This window comes from Acinetobacter sp. A2, from assembly GCF_048537555.1.
In the GTDB taxonomy this organism is placed as follows: Bacteria; Pseudomonadota; Gammaproteobacteria; order Pseudomonadales; family Moraxellaceae; genus Acinetobacter.
The window spans coordinates 2,763,432-2,779,125 of the sequence record NZ_CP183239.1; the positions used below are offsets into that span (position 1 = coordinate 2,763,432).

The window sequence follows — 15,694 nt, forward strand, 5'->3', positions numbered from 1 at the left end:
GTACTGTTTCCTTAAGCTAGGGAATCCGATAAAAATTGCAGTAACATCGGAATTTTGTCTGCAAAATCATCCATGGCATGATTGCCGTGCGCTTCAGTCATGATCATGGCCGAAGGTGAGGCAGCACTATAATAACGCTGCGCTTCACGATAATCCAAAACTTCATCGCCTTGTTGCAATAACACCAATATTTTGTCTGCATCTTGCGCAACAGGCAACGCAATGTCTGCTAAGTCATCCAATTGCGCTGCAGTTAAGCTCCAGTTCGGATGTACCACATAGGGCAGCACATCGCCAAACAAGTCCTGAAACAATTGCCATGGTCGCATAGCAGGGTTAATCACAACAGCAGGCACATGATGCTGTGCGACCAGTTGTGTCGCATAAAAGCCGCCTAGACTGCTGCCCACCAATGCCACATTGGGCAAACGTCGAATCAATGCCGATACGTTTGCCAAAACCGCTAAAGGTGGAGCATTTAAATCGGGCAAATGCATCTGAATATCAGGGCGATGCTGCTGCACATAGGCATACAATAGCTGCCCTTTCATGGACAAAGGGCTACTTTGAAAACCATGTAAATAAATCAAATTCATTGTTGCTATGCCCTTATTTTTTCTCTCGATCTCGTGAAATTTAGCCACTTTTTATGTGTTTTTAATTTATTTTTCATGGAAAAATGCAATTGTTAGACAAAAAGACGCGTGCATCTTGGCAGTCATCGGTATTTTAAAAGCAGATCGAAATAAACACGATAAAATGAAAGCGTACAAGTTTATACCGCGAACTCAAGTAAAAATAAAGCGTTCGGTATATGGGAACACAAGGGGCAACACAGTATGCCAAGTTTAACACCACTGCATGAAACCTATTGTAGATGGGACCGTACACCTCCAAGTCAGGCCGATATTTTAGAAGGCTTGGCACAACTGGTCAGCACACGTCTGAATGCTGTCATGACCGATGTCATTCAAACCATCCAGCGTGAAGTCCTGCTTAGCGTGTTTGGCATGAGCGAACAACGCTCCAAAAAATTCCAAAAAACAGCCACATTTCAAAAGCTGTATAAATTTGCCTTTAATAGTTTGCAACAATACGGCTACCACTTTGTTGCACCAGGCTTACGCCATATTAATGCACAATTCCCCAATTTACATGACAAAGCTCTAACCCCCAGCCTGCACTTTTTAGTAGGTGTACTCAATGGGGTGTTGGGAGATTATTTACTCGAGCAGCAAAATCCGCTCGCGTTGCCTATGGTGCTATACGATCACTATGGTGCAGTTCAACAAGGCGATTTGTCTGGGCGTATTGTGATTTTTGCGCATGGTTTGTGTCGTAACCATTTAGATTGGACATCACATCAAATGGGTGGTTTTGGTGAAAAACTACTGGCGCAACGTGATCACAACACCATGCTGTATCTGAACTACAATACAGGACGCAGAATTTCAGCCAATGGGCGTAGTCTCGCCAATACACTGGAAGACTTAATTCAGCGTCATCCTCAAATTACCAGTATTGATTTAATTGGCCACAGCATGGGCGGCTTGGTGTCACGCAGTGCGCTGTTTTACGGCAAACAAAATATGCATGGCTGGATTCATTTGGTGGAAAATCTGGTATGTCTAGGTTCACCGCACCATGGGGCAGTACTGGAGCGTTTTGGGTTCCATTTGCAAGATAAACTAGGCCGCTTCCCGATTGTGAAAATTGTCGGGCATTTGGTGAATATCCGCAGTAACGGCATTTTAGATTTGCGGCATGGCAGTGTGCGTGATGATGACTGGGAACATAATCAGGCACGGATTGGACAGGTCGATGACAATCGTAAACCTGCGCCCTTACCGACCCATATCAACACCTACTTTGTTGCAGGCAGTATTGAGCGTGAGAAAAAACAAAAGCTGAACCGCAAAGTGATTGGCGATTATCTGGTTAGCGTGAAAAGTGCTTTGGGCGAACATCCCAACCCACGTTTTGAATTGAAATTGCCCGAATCACATAAAGCGGTGTTTTATGGTTTAAACCATTTTCAGTTGCCTTATCACCCAAGTGTGGCCGAGCAATTGGTGAAGTGGTTTTATCCACCACAAGAAGATGTACCAGAACAGCAAATCCATGAATTTATTGGTGATTGGTCAAGTTTAGAAGGCATTGCCCTGACTTAAAATTTAAGACTCACCAACTAAAAATATAAAAAAAGCGCCATCTCAGTTTTGTAGATGGCGCTTTTTTAAATCCAATACCAGATAGACTGAACTTATTTTTTCTTGATTTTGCCAAATGAAGCAGGCGCAACAAAAGGATAGTTACGCAGTAATTGCCATAAACTGACCAAGGCCAACACACTAAAAAACAGCAATGACCATACTGGTAAAGACTGCCCCAAGAACGTCCAATCAATTACCGCACATTCGCCTGAACCCGACAGCACTTGCTGCAACACAGACTTCATTGGCAAAGCCTCAACCAAGTAATCCAGTCCCGGACCACAGCTTGGAACTTGATCGGGTGGCAGGTTTTGCAACCATACATGCCGTGCTGCCACACCCACTGACCATAAAATGCCAATACTGCCCAACAAGGCATATATGCGTTTGACCACATTGGAGCGTGGGTTATGCACAAAGGCAATCAGTGACATTACGCCCAAGGCGATTAAACCGACACGCTGAAACACACACAATGGACACGGTGCCAAACCTTGCACATGCTCCAAATACAATGCAAATGCCATCCCCACGACACTGGCTAAAAATAAAAAACCACTTAGCAGACGATAACTAATTTGCATGCTCGAGCCTCGGAATGATTAGCGATATTTTGCTAAATAGTCTGTAAAACTCAGACTATGTTCTTGTTCAAGTTGTTGTTGTTGCTGAATTGATTGTAGCGCAGCAGCATCAAAATAAGCCTGTGTTTCTGGGCTAAGTTGATGCTGCTCATATACATGCGCATGTTGCTGTGCCATATAACTGCCAAAGCCCCACGTTCCGCCATGACGAATAGTATCTGTAATCATATGCGCAGACAGCGTTTCATCCACCTCATGTAAACGCACCATCATGTGTGTTAAGGCATTCGAGTACAATTGGGTGTCATAACTTTGGTCAAGTAAAGCAGCCAAAGGTTGCATGGTGGTGACATAGTGCTGCCCCCACGCTTCAATTGGAGTTTTGACTTCGCCTTCCTGAATTTGTGCATTTGGCGCACGACCACGATTGACCACTTCGGCCTGATTTTGCTCAATAATCGTTTGTTCTGCATCAAACAAGGCTGGGCTGTCGCTCAGTAAACAATACAGCGCCAAGACTTCCAAAAAGCCTGCCGTATGTTCATCAATCCCGATTGGGCTGTATGGGTTAACATCTACCGCACGTAGTTCCACATAACCAATACCACGATTCGCCAAGGCTTGTGATGGTGTTTCACCATCCTGCGGCACTTGTTTTGGACGTACCAAACTGTAGTACTCATTTTCAATTTGCAGGACATGGTCATTAATTTGAATCGCTTCACCCGTTTCATCATCCAAACCTAAACGGCTAAATGGTAAATACGGCGTTTTCACGGCCTTTTGCAGACCATCCAAATAACCCGTTAAGTCGTTGTAATGGATACCGAGTTTTTTCTGTGCCGAGTTTTGATAACCAAAATTGCCCATACGCAATGCGGTGGCATACGGCAAATACAACGTACCTCGTAACAACGGCAACAAATGGTGTTCACGCCCTGTCATAAAACACTGACATACCGATGGACTCGCACCGAGCAGGAACATCACCAAAGGCGTTAAACGAATAAAATTACGAATTAAACCCAAATAACGATGGCTGCGATAATCCTGCAAACTGAGCGCTTTTAGCTGATCATCGGTTTCGTGTTGTTGAAGGGCTGCAAATAAATGCTCAGGGAAGGATAAATTATAATGCACCCCTGAAATGGTCTGCATACGGCGGCCATAGCGCACACCCAAACCACGGCGATACAGGGTTTTAAAACGCCCAATATTGGAGCTGCCATATTGCGCCAGTGGAATGCCTTCATCGGTTTCATCAAGCATACACGGCATAGACAGTGGCCAAAGCTTTTCGCCCTCACCCAAGTGCTGATGCACCACACTGTGAATATCACGCAAATACGCCAAAGCCTGCGGAATACTGTTTTGCGGTGGAGTAATAAACTCCATCAACGCTTCAGAATAATCTGTTGTAATGTGTGGATGTGTCAGTGCCGAACCCAAAGCTTGAGGATGTGCTTGCTGCGACAAAAAGCCGTCACTTTGCATACGCAGACTTTCGCGTTCAATCCCGCGCAACATCCCTTGAAGCAGCGCAGCGTCTACCCAGTTCGGTAAAACATCTTGCGCATTTGGTTCGGGTTGACTCATTACACTCTCGCTTAATCCAATACACTACGAATACGACATAAACCACAAGCTGATTTTGGGTCGGTTGCAATTTTCTTAATCATGGGCATGATCTAAGATAAAACCATAACCTTTCAAGTATAACTTGATTTGGCAGCAGTACATGCGCTTGGGCTGTTTTTTCTAACAAAATGATGATTTTGGGGCAGGCTGACATTTTATATAGTGGTCAACGTCAATAAATTTTAATTTGGCAATTTTTTATCACAAAGTTGCACTATAAGACACGTTAAATTTGTGATTTTATAATCAAATGAGCAGAGGTAAATAATAAAGCGTATGAATTATCAAGATTTTTTAGATTTTTGGTTTTCTCCAGCTGCAGAAGCAAATTGGTTTGTGAAAACTGCAGAATTCGACGCCTTACTTGCAGAAAAATTTGCAGAAGTGCATCGCCAAGCTGCGCAGGGAGAATTATGGACATGGCGTGGAACACCCGCAGGGCGTTTGGCTGAAATTATTATTTTAGATCAACTATCACGTAATTTATATCGTAATGACCCACGTGCCTTCGCTCAAGATGGTATGGCCTTGGTCTTGGCGCAGGAAATGATTCATTTAAAACTGGATCAGGACTTAAAGCCAATTGAGCGCCGCTTTTTATATATGCCATTTATGCACAGCGAATCGAAACGCATTCACGAAGTGGCCTTAGGGCTTTTTGAAAGTTTGGATGACCCCACTGTTTTGGGCTATGAACTTAAACACAAAGTGATTATTGACCGTTTTGGACATTATCCGCACCGAAATCAGGTGTTGGGACGTCCATCTAGCGCAGAAGAGCTTGAGTTTTTAACCCAACCCAATAGTAGTTTTTAATTGACTCGGTTGTGATAACGGGTTGAATTGCGCAGGAGAGCTTTCTTATGAAATATTCCCTACTCGGTCTTGCCCTTGCAGGCAGTTTGCTATTTACAGGTTGTGCCACTACACCCTCAAAACCCTTAAGTTTTGAGCAATTAGGACGCTACAGCGCAACACCACTCAATGCACAGACCTATCGAATTAGTTTTCTGGCGGGTCACAACATGAGTTTTGGTACAGCCGAAGAAATCACTTTGGTTAAAGCGGCGCAAACCACACTACAACACGGTTTCCGTTTCTTTAAAGTTTTAGATGACCCAAGTAACCGCAGCCAAAAACCGCCTAGACAAGCGGTGGTCTACCCTGCACCGAGTTATTATCCATACAATTATTCACCGTATGGCTATTATCACCGCCGTGCACCGTTCTGGCCTGACCCGTTTTATGACATGCCACAGGTGGTCAATTTAGATCCAATGCAGGTGTCTTACACCATTCAGTGTTTTAAAGATCAGAAATCTGCCCCTGAAGATGCCTTTGATGCCACATTGATTTTACAGTCTTTAGGCGCTAAATATGGGTTAAGTCCAACAGGACAACCGCTGATTGTGCCTGCTGCCCCTGCGACACAGTAAGGCAGTAATTTGCATCAAGCATTGTTATTTGGTCACTCTCGCTTTAAAAGGATGTGTGCATGAATCCAGCACCTGCCAATAGCCCAACTCAGCACTCAGCAAACGTATCTCCAAGTTTGCAGCGCAGTAAACGCTTTGCCACCATTGCCTTAGTGATTGCGGTACTGACCTGGCTGGTATTAATGCTGACCGCAAAATTACTGCCTGAATATACCTGGTTGATTCATATTCTGATGCTATCTGCCGAGGCAGGTGTAGTGGGTGGTCTGGCAGACTGGTATGCAATTACTGTGCTGTTTCGCAATCCTTTTGGCAAAATGCCAATTCCCAAGTTTTTACGTGATCACACCGAAATTATTCCGCGCAACAAAGACCGTATTGCCGAGTCGATGGGACGTTTTGTACAGGAAAACTTTTTGTCGCCACAAGTGGTAGAAAAAAGCCTGCACAGTACAGATTTATCTTTAGCCGTGGGTAAATGGTTGGCCAATCCACAAAATAATGCGCAAGTCACGCAAGTCATTCAGCAAACTGTACCGAAAATTTTTGAGTTCGTGGGACAAGAGCAAATTGGGCGCTTTATTCAAAGTAACAGTGTGCAATGGATTCGCAACACTCAGGTAAACCATTTGGCCAGTGAAATGCTGCGTGCCGTTTTAGAAAATGATTTCCACCAAGATGTGCTGCAACGTGGTTTAGACCTAGCTCATGACTGGATGCTAAGACATCCTGAAAAAAGCCGTGAATTAACCCGTCAGTTGTTTAAAGAATTGGGCGTCTGGAAACTGGCTAAAGGTGCTAGCTGGATTGGCATTGATGTACAGCAACGCACCATAGATTCCTTGTTGCAACGAGTCGAATCTATGCTGGCAGACCCAGATCATCCTTGGCGCCAAAAGATTGAAGATGCTGGACAACAGCTGATGCTGCAACTGGCAGACAACAACAGCAGTGCGAGCCTGCGTCTGAATAACACTAAAAACACCCTGTTAGACAGCCCACCGGTCTTGAACTTTATTAGTGGTGCAGTGGTGATTCTCTGCAATGCGATTAAGGAAGATTTGCAAAAGCCTGACTCGGGGATTGCCCAAAACCTGCGTGTCGCAATTCAGCAAGTTGGTGAAAATATCATTGCCAACACGGCTGTGCGTCAGTTACTAAATGAAAAAATGGGCGCTATTGCGGTCAACTTGTCAGATCAATACAGCGAAAAAGTGATTCGTTTTATTAGTGAGCGTATTCATGAATGGGACTCACGCGAAATGATTGGCAAAATTGAAAACGAAGTCGGTGGCGATTTACACATGATTCGGGTCAATGGTGTCGTCGTCGGTGCATTTATTGGTTTGGGTCTAGGGATTATTCGGGCGTTGGTCGAGTTGATTTGAGATTGATTTTGTATTAAACCCCAATACTTTAGTTTAGATAAATCATCTAATTGATGAATTAATGACGGGTAAAAATTTATCATTTTTCAGTTGTAAATTTAGGCAAAATTTATTATTTTAAAAGCAAGGTCGCCTACCGTACTTACGCATGAGTAAAAAAGGGATTTAAACTATAAATTTATAGTTATCAAATTATGTCTGAAATTTAATTTTCTTAAGTATCAACTCGTTTGGTTCTTAGCATTTAAACATGCGTTGCTAAAAGTCTTATGACACCAAAAATTCTTTGAATAAGAGTTTAGAGTTGAAGGTAAAGAAAATTATGTCTATTCAAGAATTCGCTTTTCAATTGTCCAAAAAAGTTCAAGAACAATATTCTGTTAAGCTTGCCCGTTCACATATTTATGAATTAATTGCGTTATACCAAGGCTATAAAACTTATAGTGCCTTTGTAGCTCAAAATCTTTTAATTCTAGCTGAATATGATAATTCTGAAGAATATTATCAGCATGAATTAATTGGAGCTTTAACTTTAGAAATATTACACAATCCCCCCGAAACAGATTATTCAAATTATGACGAAGATGAACTGCACTGGGATGATTACGAAGGTCGTTCATTACTCAAGCATCTTACAACAATTATCATAAAACTTAAGAATCTGTTAAAAGTTGATATTTCAGAACAACTTTATTTTTCAATTTCTAAAACTATCTATCGAGAACTTTTATGGCTAAATTTAGAAGCCATCAACTTTAGATGTTTAAGAGAAGAGCTAAGCTATATCGATTTTGAAAATGGGCCAGTAATTGATCTGGAATTTGAAGATGAATATTTTGATTTTTCAAAAATAGCAGAACATTTTGAAAAAATACTTTCTTATGCAAAAGAACGAAACAATGCAGATGTCTATGCTTTAATCGGGGCTTATTACCGATATTTAGCTAATCAGATTGCGCCTTTTGGTCGCTCTGGCTCAAATTTTGGAAGCCAATGGGACAATAATAAACAAAAATATATCCTTTCTGACGAAACTAAGAAAAATAAAGCTCAGTATGAAGAATATATAAAACAAGCTGAATATTTTGAATCTTATATTCAAAACTCACCACTAAATCTCAATGAAATTAATTGGGATGCAGATACAGAAACAGTCTATAAACAAGTCCTATACTTGTGTAATCGTGGTGACGTTGATGCGATTGAATATTTTCTTTATAACAAAATATTCAAAACTGATGAAGAAGCATGGCTATACATCTATATAGCACAACTTTATGACGTAGATTTTACTCAAGATGATTTCAGAGCTTACAATGCCTACACTGGAGAAGACTATGATGATTATGGGCCTATGGCAATTTCAGGTCGTGAAGCAATTCAGTATGCTATAAATTTGCCTGAGCTAAATAAGGAAAAAGATGATTTAGCTCGAAAGTTTGCCCAAGAGTTATTTGAAGAAATTTAATTTAGTATCTCCATTTACAATATCTAAAAATGGGAGTTATTGTGCTCCCATTTTAGTATTTGAGGGATTATATCTCTCGATATTTAACAAAGTTATCTACCACTCGTAAAACTAAAAAACCAACCCTATCCCCATTTGCATTCAACCCTGAAAACGCTACGATGTAAAGCAAACTGCTGCCACCATCAGAACCTCTCTATGCTCAATATTCACGCAAAACTCCCTGCTCAAGGCCTCAGTATTTTTAGCCGTATGTCGGCTTTAGCTCAACAACTCAATGCCTTAAATTTATCGCAGGGTTTTCCAGATTTTCCTGCACCTGCAGCACTACTAGACGCATTAAGCCACGCCACACATGCAGGTTTCAATCAATATCCTTCAGGTGATGGCTACTTACCACTGCGTGAACAACTGGCGCAGCAGTTTTTGCAGCGCGATCAATTACAGCTTGACCCTGTCAGTGAAATTACCATCACCCCAGGGGCAACCCTTGCCATTTTTAGCATTATGCAAACCGTGCTGCAAGCAGGCGATGAAGTCATTATTTTTGACCCGAGTTATGACAGCTATGCCCCATGTGCAAAGCTGCTGGGTGCAAAAGCTGTGCACATTCCATTGCAAGCTCCGCATTTTCAGGTGGACTGGAATAGGGTTAAAGATGCGATTCATGCCAAAACCCGCATGATCATTATCAACACACCGCACAACCCCACAGGCACGGTATGGTCAGAACAAGAGTGGCAACAGTTAATTCACCTGATTCAGGCACATAACATTGTGGTACTGTCCGATGAAGTCTATGAACATTTGGTCTTTGATGATCAGCAACACCGTTCTGCACTGTCTTTTCCTGAACTCAGAGAACGTAGTTTCGTCGTCGGTTCTTTTGGTAAAACCTTTCATGTCACAGGTTGGAAAACAGGCTACTGTGCAGCCGCACCTGCTTTAATGCAACTCTTCCGCCAAGCCTATCAGTTTGTGAATTTCTGTGGGGTGACGCCTGTGCAAGTGGCACTGGCCAACTATATGCAGCAGCATCCTGAACATATTGCAGAGCTGGCAGGCTTTTATCAGGCCAAACGTGATTTATTTAATCATGGTATTGCCCAGTCACGTTTTCAGTTGAGTCCTGCACAGGGCACGTATTTTCAAAATTTGGATTACAGCAATATCCGTCCTGATTTAAATGCCGTAGACATGTGCCATTTCCTTGCCGAGCAACATGGCATTGTCGGTATTCCTGTGTCTGCGTTTTATCAAAGCCCGCCTGATGACTTACGTTTAATTCGTTTCTGCTTTGCCAAAAAAACCGAGACGCTGTTACGTGCAGCGGAAATTTTATCGGCAGTTTAAGTCAGGAATTGCATCGCTGAGTTACTGAAAAGCTAAGGCTTTTTAGGGGCGAATCATGCTAGGGTGAATAAAACAACCGCAGTTCAAACGCAGGATTTGGCATGGCAAGACCTCAGGCATTGGTCGATCACCCTCAGCTTTGGAAAACCTTTTTGGTGTTTCTATTGCCGTTGATTGCCACCAATATTTTGCAAAATCTCTCAGGCACCATTAATACTGTGTTTGTGGGACAAATGCTCGGGGTCGATGCGATTGCTGCAGTGTCGGTATTTTTCCCGATTATTTTTTGCCTGATGGCCTTTGTGATTGGACTCTCGGCAGGGTCTACCGTATTGGTCGGACAAGCATGGGGCGCACAAAATGTTGAAAAAGTACGCTGTATTGTGGGTTCGACCTTATTTATGACCCTAATTGGGGGCAGTGTCATTGCCTGCTTGGGCGTAATTTTTGCCAAGCAAATTCTACTATTACTTGGCACTGACCCGAAAGTGATGCATCTTTCAGTACCTTATGTGCAATGGATGCTGGCAGGCAGTCCGCTGCTATTTGTTTATATTATCTATACCTCTATTTTACGTGGTGTGGGCGACAGTCTAACGCCATTGATTGCATTGAGTTTGACCAGTCTCATGGGCGTCGTGATTACACCTGTACTGATTGCAGGCTATTTTGGCTTTCCACGTTTGGGCATTATTGCACCGGCCATTGCCACCATTTTAGGTTATCTGGCTGTTTTAATTTTCTTGGTGATTTATTTAAATAAAAAAGATCATCCACTCAAACTAGATTGGCACTTGTTTCGCCAAATTCGGCATCAACCCCATTTAAGCAAAGTCATTTTACGCTTAGGCATTCCGACAGGCTTACAAATGGTCACCACGTCTATGGCAGGTTTGGTGATTGTGGGGTTGGTTAATCGGCATGGCGCAGAAGCCACAGCAGCCTATGGTGCGGTCAATCAGGTGTTGAATTACATTCAGTTCCCTGCACTGTCTATTGCCATTGCCGCTTCTATTTTTGCTGCACAAGCGATTGGTGCAGGTAAAGCCGAACTACTGGCCAAAGTGACCCGCACCGCCTTAGGAATGAATCTGGTGATTACCGGTATTTTAGTCAGTTTAGGCTATTTGTTTTCTAAATATCTGATGGCGCTGTTTATTACCGACCCTGCGGTGGTGGTGCTAGGTCAACAACTGTTATTTATTGTGTTGTGGGCCATTGTATTCTTTGGTGCCAGTGCAATTTTTGCCTCAATTATGCGTGCCAGTGGCACAGTCACTGTACCCATGATCATCAATATTTTAGCCATTGTGCTGATTGAAGTGCCATGTGCCTATTTGTTTAGTCAACGCTGGGGCTTGGAAGGTATTTGGTATGCCTATGCCTTGGCATTTGTGAGCCTGTGCATCGGTCAAGGCGCGTATTATCAATTCGTCTGGAAGAAAAAGACCATCCAGGTTTTAGTCTAAATGGTCTTGTTTAGTCTAGATTAGATTAACTACGTTTTTTACCCAGCTTGGTTGCCCATGCTGTGACTTTTTGATAACCCGTTGGAACAATACGCTGAATCAAGTCTAAGCTTTTCGCATCATTACCAATCAATAAACGGCGTTTATCTTTTTGTACCGCTTCTAAAATTTGACGTGCTGCTTCTTCAGGTGGACAACGCAATAATTTATTAAATGCACGTGCCGATTTTTCAGGATTCATACCCAACGTGCGCATGCTGTCATTCATTTTTGCGTTATTGGCAATATTGGTACGAATCCCACCTGGATGTACACTCAATGCACTCACACCGCAGTTTTCCAAGTCCAATTCCTGACGCAAAGACTCTGTAAAACCACGCACCGCAAATTTGGTTGCGTTATAGGCCGACTGAGTCGGTTGTGCGGTTAAACCAAACAAACTTGAAATATTAATAATATGGCCATCGCCCGTTTGTTTAATTAAAGGCAAAAACTCTTTGGTGCCATACACCACGCCCCAAAAGTTAATGCCAACAATCCACTCCAGTTCTTCGTAAGTTGCGCCCTCTACAGTAGAACCCAAAGCCACGCCTGCATTATTAAAAATCATATTCACCGAGCCGTGATCTTGTACAGTTTCTGCCGCCCAAGCACGCATTTGCTCCAGCTGAGACACATCTACCTTTTTAATGGTCACACGCACATTGCTGTTTTTTAACAAGTCTACCGTTTGGGCCAAACCTTGTTCATTCACATCACTAAGCGATAAATGACAGCCTTGCTGTGCCAAAAGCACTGCCAGTTGCTGTCCAATCCCCGAGCCTGCACCTGTAATTGCGGCAACTTTATTTTTAAAATTTTTCATGTGGTTTCCTTGAGTGTGTTGCCTGCACAGTTCAGACCTGCTTGTTTTTCTGTAGGGCTGTGCAGTTATATCGCTTTCAATATAATTTTGACAATAACTATTGTCAATATAAGTCAAAACGAATATCGCAAACAAATATGAAAACATAGGTTTAACAGATAATTATTGCTAATATAAAACCCATTAACGAATTTATTTGGCTCAGGTGAAGATGACAGAACAACTGCCCATCCACGCAGACACACAACAACAGCCCCAAAAACAACAAAAAGAACGTCAGTTTAAAGGTCTGTCTTTAACTGAACGCAAACAGGCACGTCGGGAAAAACTGATTGAAGCGGGTATTCAGGCCTATGGTACGCATGGTTTTTTTGCCGTGACTGTCAAAGATATTTGTACCGAAGCCAAACTGACCGAGCGTTACTTTTACGAATCCTTTAAAAAAAGCGAAGAACTATTTCAGACTATTTTTTTAAAACTGATTGATGAATTGCAGCAAAATGTCATGCAAGCCATTATGCAGGCATCCACCGACCCGAAAAAAATGATTGATGCAGGCCTGACCGCCTTGCTGACCACCCTAAAAAACAACCCACAAATGGCACGTATTATTTATATAGATGCCATGTTGGTACAGGAACTGCATAATCAGGCCACTATTCACGAAACCATGTCACGTTTTGACCGTATGATTCAGGCCTTTGTGATGTTGATGATGCCGCATTTAGACCGCCCTAACCGTGAAATTTCCTTGGTTGCCACAGGCTTAAATGGCTATGTCACCCAAATTGCGATTCGCTGGGTCATGAGTGATTTTAAACAATCGATGGAAGATGTTTTGTCGTCTTGCCGCATTGTATTTTTATCACTGCTTCAAACCTTTTCAGACAAAGAGCAAGTGCTTGATAAAGATTCCAGCAATCTGTCATAAAACTGAAAAATATTCATAATATTTTTTAATTTCATTATTTTACTTTGACTGAATATCTGCAGATATTTCATCAAATCGACACTAGTTTGTCACAAATTATTGCAAAAATAGCCTGTTTACCCCTTTCTGCAATGATACTGTCATAATTAATCTTTGTAATAAGCCTGTCATAAATAAAACGGTCCACCGTTAACATCTATAGGATATTGCGTTGTGAAAGATGACTACATTTTAATCGTCGATGACGAACTCCCAATTCGGGAAATGATCCATACCTCTTTAGATATGGCAGGCTTTCAGTGCTTACAGGCAGAAGATGCAAAACAAGCGCATCAAATGATTGTCGATCAACGTCCAGCGCTTATCTTGCTTGATTGGATGATGCCAGGCGGTGTCAGCGGTGTAGACTTGTGCCGTCGCCTAAAACGTGACGATAACCTTGCAGAAATTCCAGTGATTATGCTGACTGCACGTGGCGAAGAAGACCACAAGGTTCAAGGGCTAGATGCAGGCGCAGATGACTACATGACCAAGCCTTTCTCGACCCGTGAACTGGTGTCGCGTATTAAAGCGGTATTACGTCGTGCCAATGCCCTAAGCGGTGAAAAAACCATTGATGCCAACGGTTTAATTCTAGACCCAGTTAGCCAGCGGGTGAGTTTTGGTGACAATATTTTAGAAATGGGGCCAACTGAATATCGCTTACTTGCGTTCTTTATGACCCATCCTGAACGTGCCTATACCCGTGCACAATTGCTTGACCAAGTCTGGGGCGGCAATGTATATATTGAAGACCGAACTATTGATGTGCATATTCGTCGTTTACGTAAAGTCTTGGAACCGTATGGTGTAGACCGTTTTGTGCAAACGGTACGTGGTACAGGTTATCGCTTCTCGACGCGTGCGGATGTTGCTTTAGGCTAAAATTATTTTATGTACGAACCTTACCCAGTCCCTGAACTCGCCCGTGACCTCAAACAAGTTCGTTACAGCAGTTTATGGACTTTTGCCAAACAAGACTTTCGTTTACTGGCCTTTTTTCTCATTATTGCAAGTTTGATTGGATTTGGGATTGGGTATTTTTGGATTTGTATTAGCATCGCCTTTTTGCTGTTTTTTCTTCAGCAAATGCGCTCTTTATACTTAGTCAACGACTGGATTTCTAATCGTCCCTATGATGTGCCGCCCAATCTGCACGGCATTTGGGGGGCATTGTTATTCAATGTTTATCGCTCACAACGTCAGGAACGTATTGTTCAGGCCGAAATGGTCGGGCTGATTGACCGCGCACAGTCATCTCTAGTGGCATTAGATGAAGCTGTCATGCTGATTGATGAAAATCACCAAATTGAATGGTGGAACCCTGCCGCAGAAAAACTTTTAGGTATTCAGCCCTTAGACCGTGGACGCAATATTCTGACTATTTTGCGCCAACCGAATTTTATTGAATATTTTAACCATATTGACCAAGCACCCGATGGCTTAAAGATGAAATCGACCGTATGCGAAGGGCAATACGTACAGGTTAAAATGACCCAATTTGGTGGAGATAGCCGTTTGTTATTTGCCTACGACATGACCCGTATGCATAACCTTGAGCAAATGCGTAAAGACTTTGTCGATAACATTTCACACGAATTGCGCACCCCGCTGACCGTACTCAGTGGCTATATTGAAACCTTTACCGATCAAGAAGAGATTAACCCACGCTGGAAACGTGCTTTCGAGCAAATGCAGTCACAAACCCGCCGCATGAATGCGTTGGTGAATGACCTGCTTTTATTATCTCGCTTGGAAAATGAAAAAACCATCGCCAAAAATCAAATCATTGAAATGCCAAGTTTAATGAATCAATTATTTGATGATGCGCATGCCTATAATGTCGATTATGGTCATACCCTCAACTTAAATATTGACAGTCATTATGATTTAATCGGTTCAGATGTAGAACTGGCCAGTGCCTTTAGTAACCTGATTACTAATGCCATTAAATACACCCCGAAAGGCGGTACCGTTACCATTGGCTGGCATGATGATGGCAATCAAGGCTATTTTACTGTGGAAGATACAGGCATCGGGATTGATCCTAAACATTTACCACGTCTGACCGAGCGCTTTTACCGTGTAGACAGCGCACGCAGCCGACAAACTGGCGGCACAGGTTTAGGCTTAGCAATTGTGAAGCACGTTTTAATGCAGCACAACGCACACTTGGAAGTAGAATCTAAAGAAAATCAAGGCTCTACCTTTAAAGTCGTGTTCCCGAAAGAACGTTTATACCATGTGACTTAAGTTCAAGTTTAAAAATATCCTGCTCATTGAAATCAAAAAAACGCCAAATCAATTTGG

Annotated in this window: 14 protein-coding genes; 10 read left to right on the forward strand and 4 right to left on the reverse strand. The window is 42.5% G+C overall.

The genetic code is table 11. The annotated features are described in order from the left end of the window. Nucleotides 1-11: 11 nt before the first annotated feature. The gene (locus tag ACNS8M_RS13100; RefSeq protein WP_026438348.1) at nucleotides 12-596 is read right to left on the reverse strand and encodes a YqiA/YcfP family alpha/beta fold hydrolase; all 585 of its coding nucleotides are present in this window, start codon (nucleotides 594-596) and stop codon (nucleotides 12-14) included. A 243-nt stretch (nucleotides 597-839) separates the two neighbouring features. Between ACNS8M_RS13100 and ACNS8M_RS13105 the strand changes: the two genes are divergently transcribed. Continuing rightward, nucleotides 840-2,171, forward strand: coding sequence for an alpha/beta fold hydrolase (locus ACNS8M_RS13105; RefSeq protein ID WP_168417674.1), 1,332 nt, complete (start codon nucleotides 840-842; stop codon nucleotides 2,169-2,171). 92 nt (nucleotides 2,172-2,263) lie between these two features. Here ACNS8M_RS13105 and ACNS8M_RS13110 read toward each other — a convergent pair whose 3' ends face one another. Both ACNS8M_RS13110 and gshA read right to left on the reverse strand, forming a co-directional pair. Next, on the reverse strand, nucleotides 2,264-2,797 hold the full coding sequence (locus ACNS8M_RS13110) for a disulfide bond formation protein B (protein WP_104852736.1): 534 nt from the start codon (nucleotides 2,795-2,797) through the stop codon (nucleotides 2,264-2,266). 18 nt (nucleotides 2,798-2,815) lie between these two features. Next, a complete protein-coding gene (gene gshA, locus ACNS8M_RS13115) occupies nucleotides 2,816-4,393 on the reverse strand; it encodes a glutamate--cysteine ligase (RefSeq protein WP_419224912.1) in 1,578 nt (525 codons plus the stop codon). Nucleotides 4,394-4,711: 318 nt separating this feature from the next. Between gshA and ACNS8M_RS13120 the strand changes: the two genes are divergently transcribed. The 6 genes from ACNS8M_RS13120 (at nucleotide 4,712) to ACNS8M_RS13145 (ending at nucleotide 11,549) form a co-directional block, all read left to right on the forward strand. Then, a complete protein-coding gene (locus ACNS8M_RS13120; protein ID WP_168460482.1) occupies nucleotides 4,712-5,251 on the forward strand; it encodes a DUF924 family protein in 540 nt (179 codons plus the stop codon). Nucleotides 5,252-5,298: 47 nt separating this feature from the next. After that, on the forward strand, nucleotides 5,299-5,871 hold the full coding sequence (locus ACNS8M_RS13125; RefSeq protein WP_168460480.1) for a CC0125/CC1285 family lipoprotein: 573 nt from the start codon (nucleotides 5,299-5,301) through the stop codon (nucleotides 5,869-5,871). A 59-nt stretch (nucleotides 5,872-5,930) separates the two neighbouring features. Beyond that, the gene (locus tag ACNS8M_RS13130; protein WP_419224913.1) at nucleotides 5,931-7,259 is read left to right on the forward strand and encodes a DUF445 domain-containing protein; all 1,329 of its coding nucleotides are present in this window, start codon (nucleotides 5,931-5,933) and stop codon (nucleotides 7,257-7,259) included. A gap of 322 nt (nucleotides 7,260-7,581) precedes the next feature. Then, nucleotides 7,582-8,727, forward strand: a complete 1,146-nt coding sequence (locus ACNS8M_RS13135; RefSeq protein WP_171525217.1) for a hypothetical protein — start codon at nucleotides 7,582-7,584, stop codon at nucleotides 8,725-8,727. A 198-nt stretch (nucleotides 8,728-8,925) separates the two neighbouring features. Then, complete coding sequence (locus ACNS8M_RS13140) at nucleotides 8,926-10,080, forward strand: methionine aminotransferase (protein WP_168460475.1); 1,155 nt, start codon at nucleotides 8,926-8,928, stop codon at nucleotides 10,078-10,080. A 101-nt stretch (nucleotides 10,081-10,181) separates the two neighbouring features. After that, complete coding sequence (locus ACNS8M_RS13145) at nucleotides 10,182-11,549, forward strand: MATE family efflux transporter (RefSeq protein ID WP_168417666.1); 1,368 nt, start codon at nucleotides 10,182-10,184, stop codon at nucleotides 11,547-11,549. A 25-nt stretch (nucleotides 11,550-11,574) separates the two neighbouring features. Here ACNS8M_RS13145 and ACNS8M_RS13150 read toward each other — a convergent pair whose 3' ends face one another. Next, nucleotides 11,575-12,414, reverse strand: coding sequence for an SDR family NAD(P)-dependent oxidoreductase (locus ACNS8M_RS13150; RefSeq protein ID WP_168417665.1), 840 nt, complete (start codon nucleotides 12,412-12,414; stop codon nucleotides 11,575-11,577). Between the two features lie 211 nt (nucleotides 12,415-12,625). On the opposite strand from ACNS8M_RS13150, the gene ACNS8M_RS13155 reads away from it, so the two are divergent. The 3 genes from ACNS8M_RS13155 (at nucleotide 12,626) to phoR (ending at nucleotide 15,637) form a co-directional block, all read left to right on the forward strand. After that, nucleotides 12,626-13,345, forward strand: a complete 720-nt coding sequence (locus ACNS8M_RS13155; protein WP_168417664.1) for a TetR/AcrR family transcriptional regulator — start codon at nucleotides 12,626-12,628, stop codon at nucleotides 13,343-13,345. A gap of 213 nt (nucleotides 13,346-13,558) precedes the next feature. Further along, nucleotides 13,559-14,269 carry a phosphate regulon transcriptional regulator PhoB gene (phoB, locus tag ACNS8M_RS13160; RefSeq protein WP_004974162.1) on the forward strand — a complete coding sequence of 237 codons (711 nt, stop codon included), beginning with the start codon at nucleotides 13,559-13,561 and terminating at the stop codon, nucleotides 14,267-14,269. A gap of 9 nt (nucleotides 14,270-14,278) precedes the next feature. Continuing rightward, complete coding sequence (gene phoR, locus ACNS8M_RS13165; RefSeq protein WP_168417663.1) at nucleotides 14,279-15,637, forward strand: phosphate regulon sensor histidine kinase PhoR; 1,359 nt, start codon at nucleotides 14,279-14,281, stop codon at nucleotides 15,635-15,637. Nucleotides 15,638-15,694 lie beyond the last annotated feature (57 nt).

What these genes read in the sequence shown, in the direction of transcription:
- ACNS8M_RS13145 (WP_168417666.1), top strand. Translation starts at nt 10,182, where the DNA reads ATGGCAAGACCTCAGGCATTGGTCGATCACCCTCAGCTTTGGAAAACC.
- ACNS8M_RS13120 (WP_168460482.1), top strand. Translation starts at nt 4,712, where the DNA reads ATGAATTATCAAGATTTTTTAGATTTTTGGTTTTCTCCAGCTGCAGAA.
- ACNS8M_RS13140 (WP_168460475.1), top strand. Translation starts at nt 8,926, where the DNA reads ATGCTCAATATTCACGCAAAACTCCCTGCTCAAGGCCTCAGTATTTTT.
- ACNS8M_RS13100 (WP_026438348.1), bottom strand. Translation starts at nt 596, where the DNA reads ATGAATTTGATTTATTTACATGGTTTTCAAAGTAGCCCTTTGTCCATG.
- ACNS8M_RS13125 (WP_168460480.1), top strand. Translation starts at nt 5,299, where the DNA reads ATGAAATATTCCCTACTCGGTCTTGCCCTTGCAGGCAGTTTGCTATTT.
- gshA (WP_419224912.1), bottom strand. Translation starts at nt 4,393, where the DNA reads ATGAGTCAACCCGAACCAAATGCGCAAGATGTTTTACCGAACTGGGTA.
- phoR (WP_168417663.1), top strand. Translation starts at nt 14,279, where the DNA reads ATGTACGAACCTTACCCAGTCCCTGAACTCGCCCGTGACCTCAAACAA.
- ACNS8M_RS13135 (WP_171525217.1), top strand. Translation starts at nt 7,582, where the DNA reads ATGTCTATTCAAGAATTCGCTTTTCAATTGTCCAAAAAAGTTCAAGAA.
- ACNS8M_RS13150 (WP_168417665.1), bottom strand. Translation starts at nt 12,414, where the DNA reads ATGAAAAATTTTAAAAATAAAGTTGCCGCAATTACAGGTGCAGGCTCG.
- ACNS8M_RS13155 (WP_168417664.1), top strand. Translation starts at nt 12,626, where the DNA reads ATGACAGAACAACTGCCCATCCACGCAGACACACAACAACAGCCCCAA.
- ACNS8M_RS13105 (WP_168417674.1), top strand. Translation starts at nt 840, where the DNA reads ATGCCAAGTTTAACACCACTGCATGAAACCTATTGTAGATGGGACCGT.
- ACNS8M_RS13110 (WP_104852736.1), bottom strand. Translation starts at nt 2,797, where the DNA reads ATGCAAATTAGTTATCGTCTGCTAAGTGGTTTTTTATTTTTAGCCAGT.
- ACNS8M_RS13130 (WP_419224913.1), top strand. Translation starts at nt 5,931, where the DNA reads ATGAATCCAGCACCTGCCAATAGCCCAACTCAGCACTCAGCAAACGTA.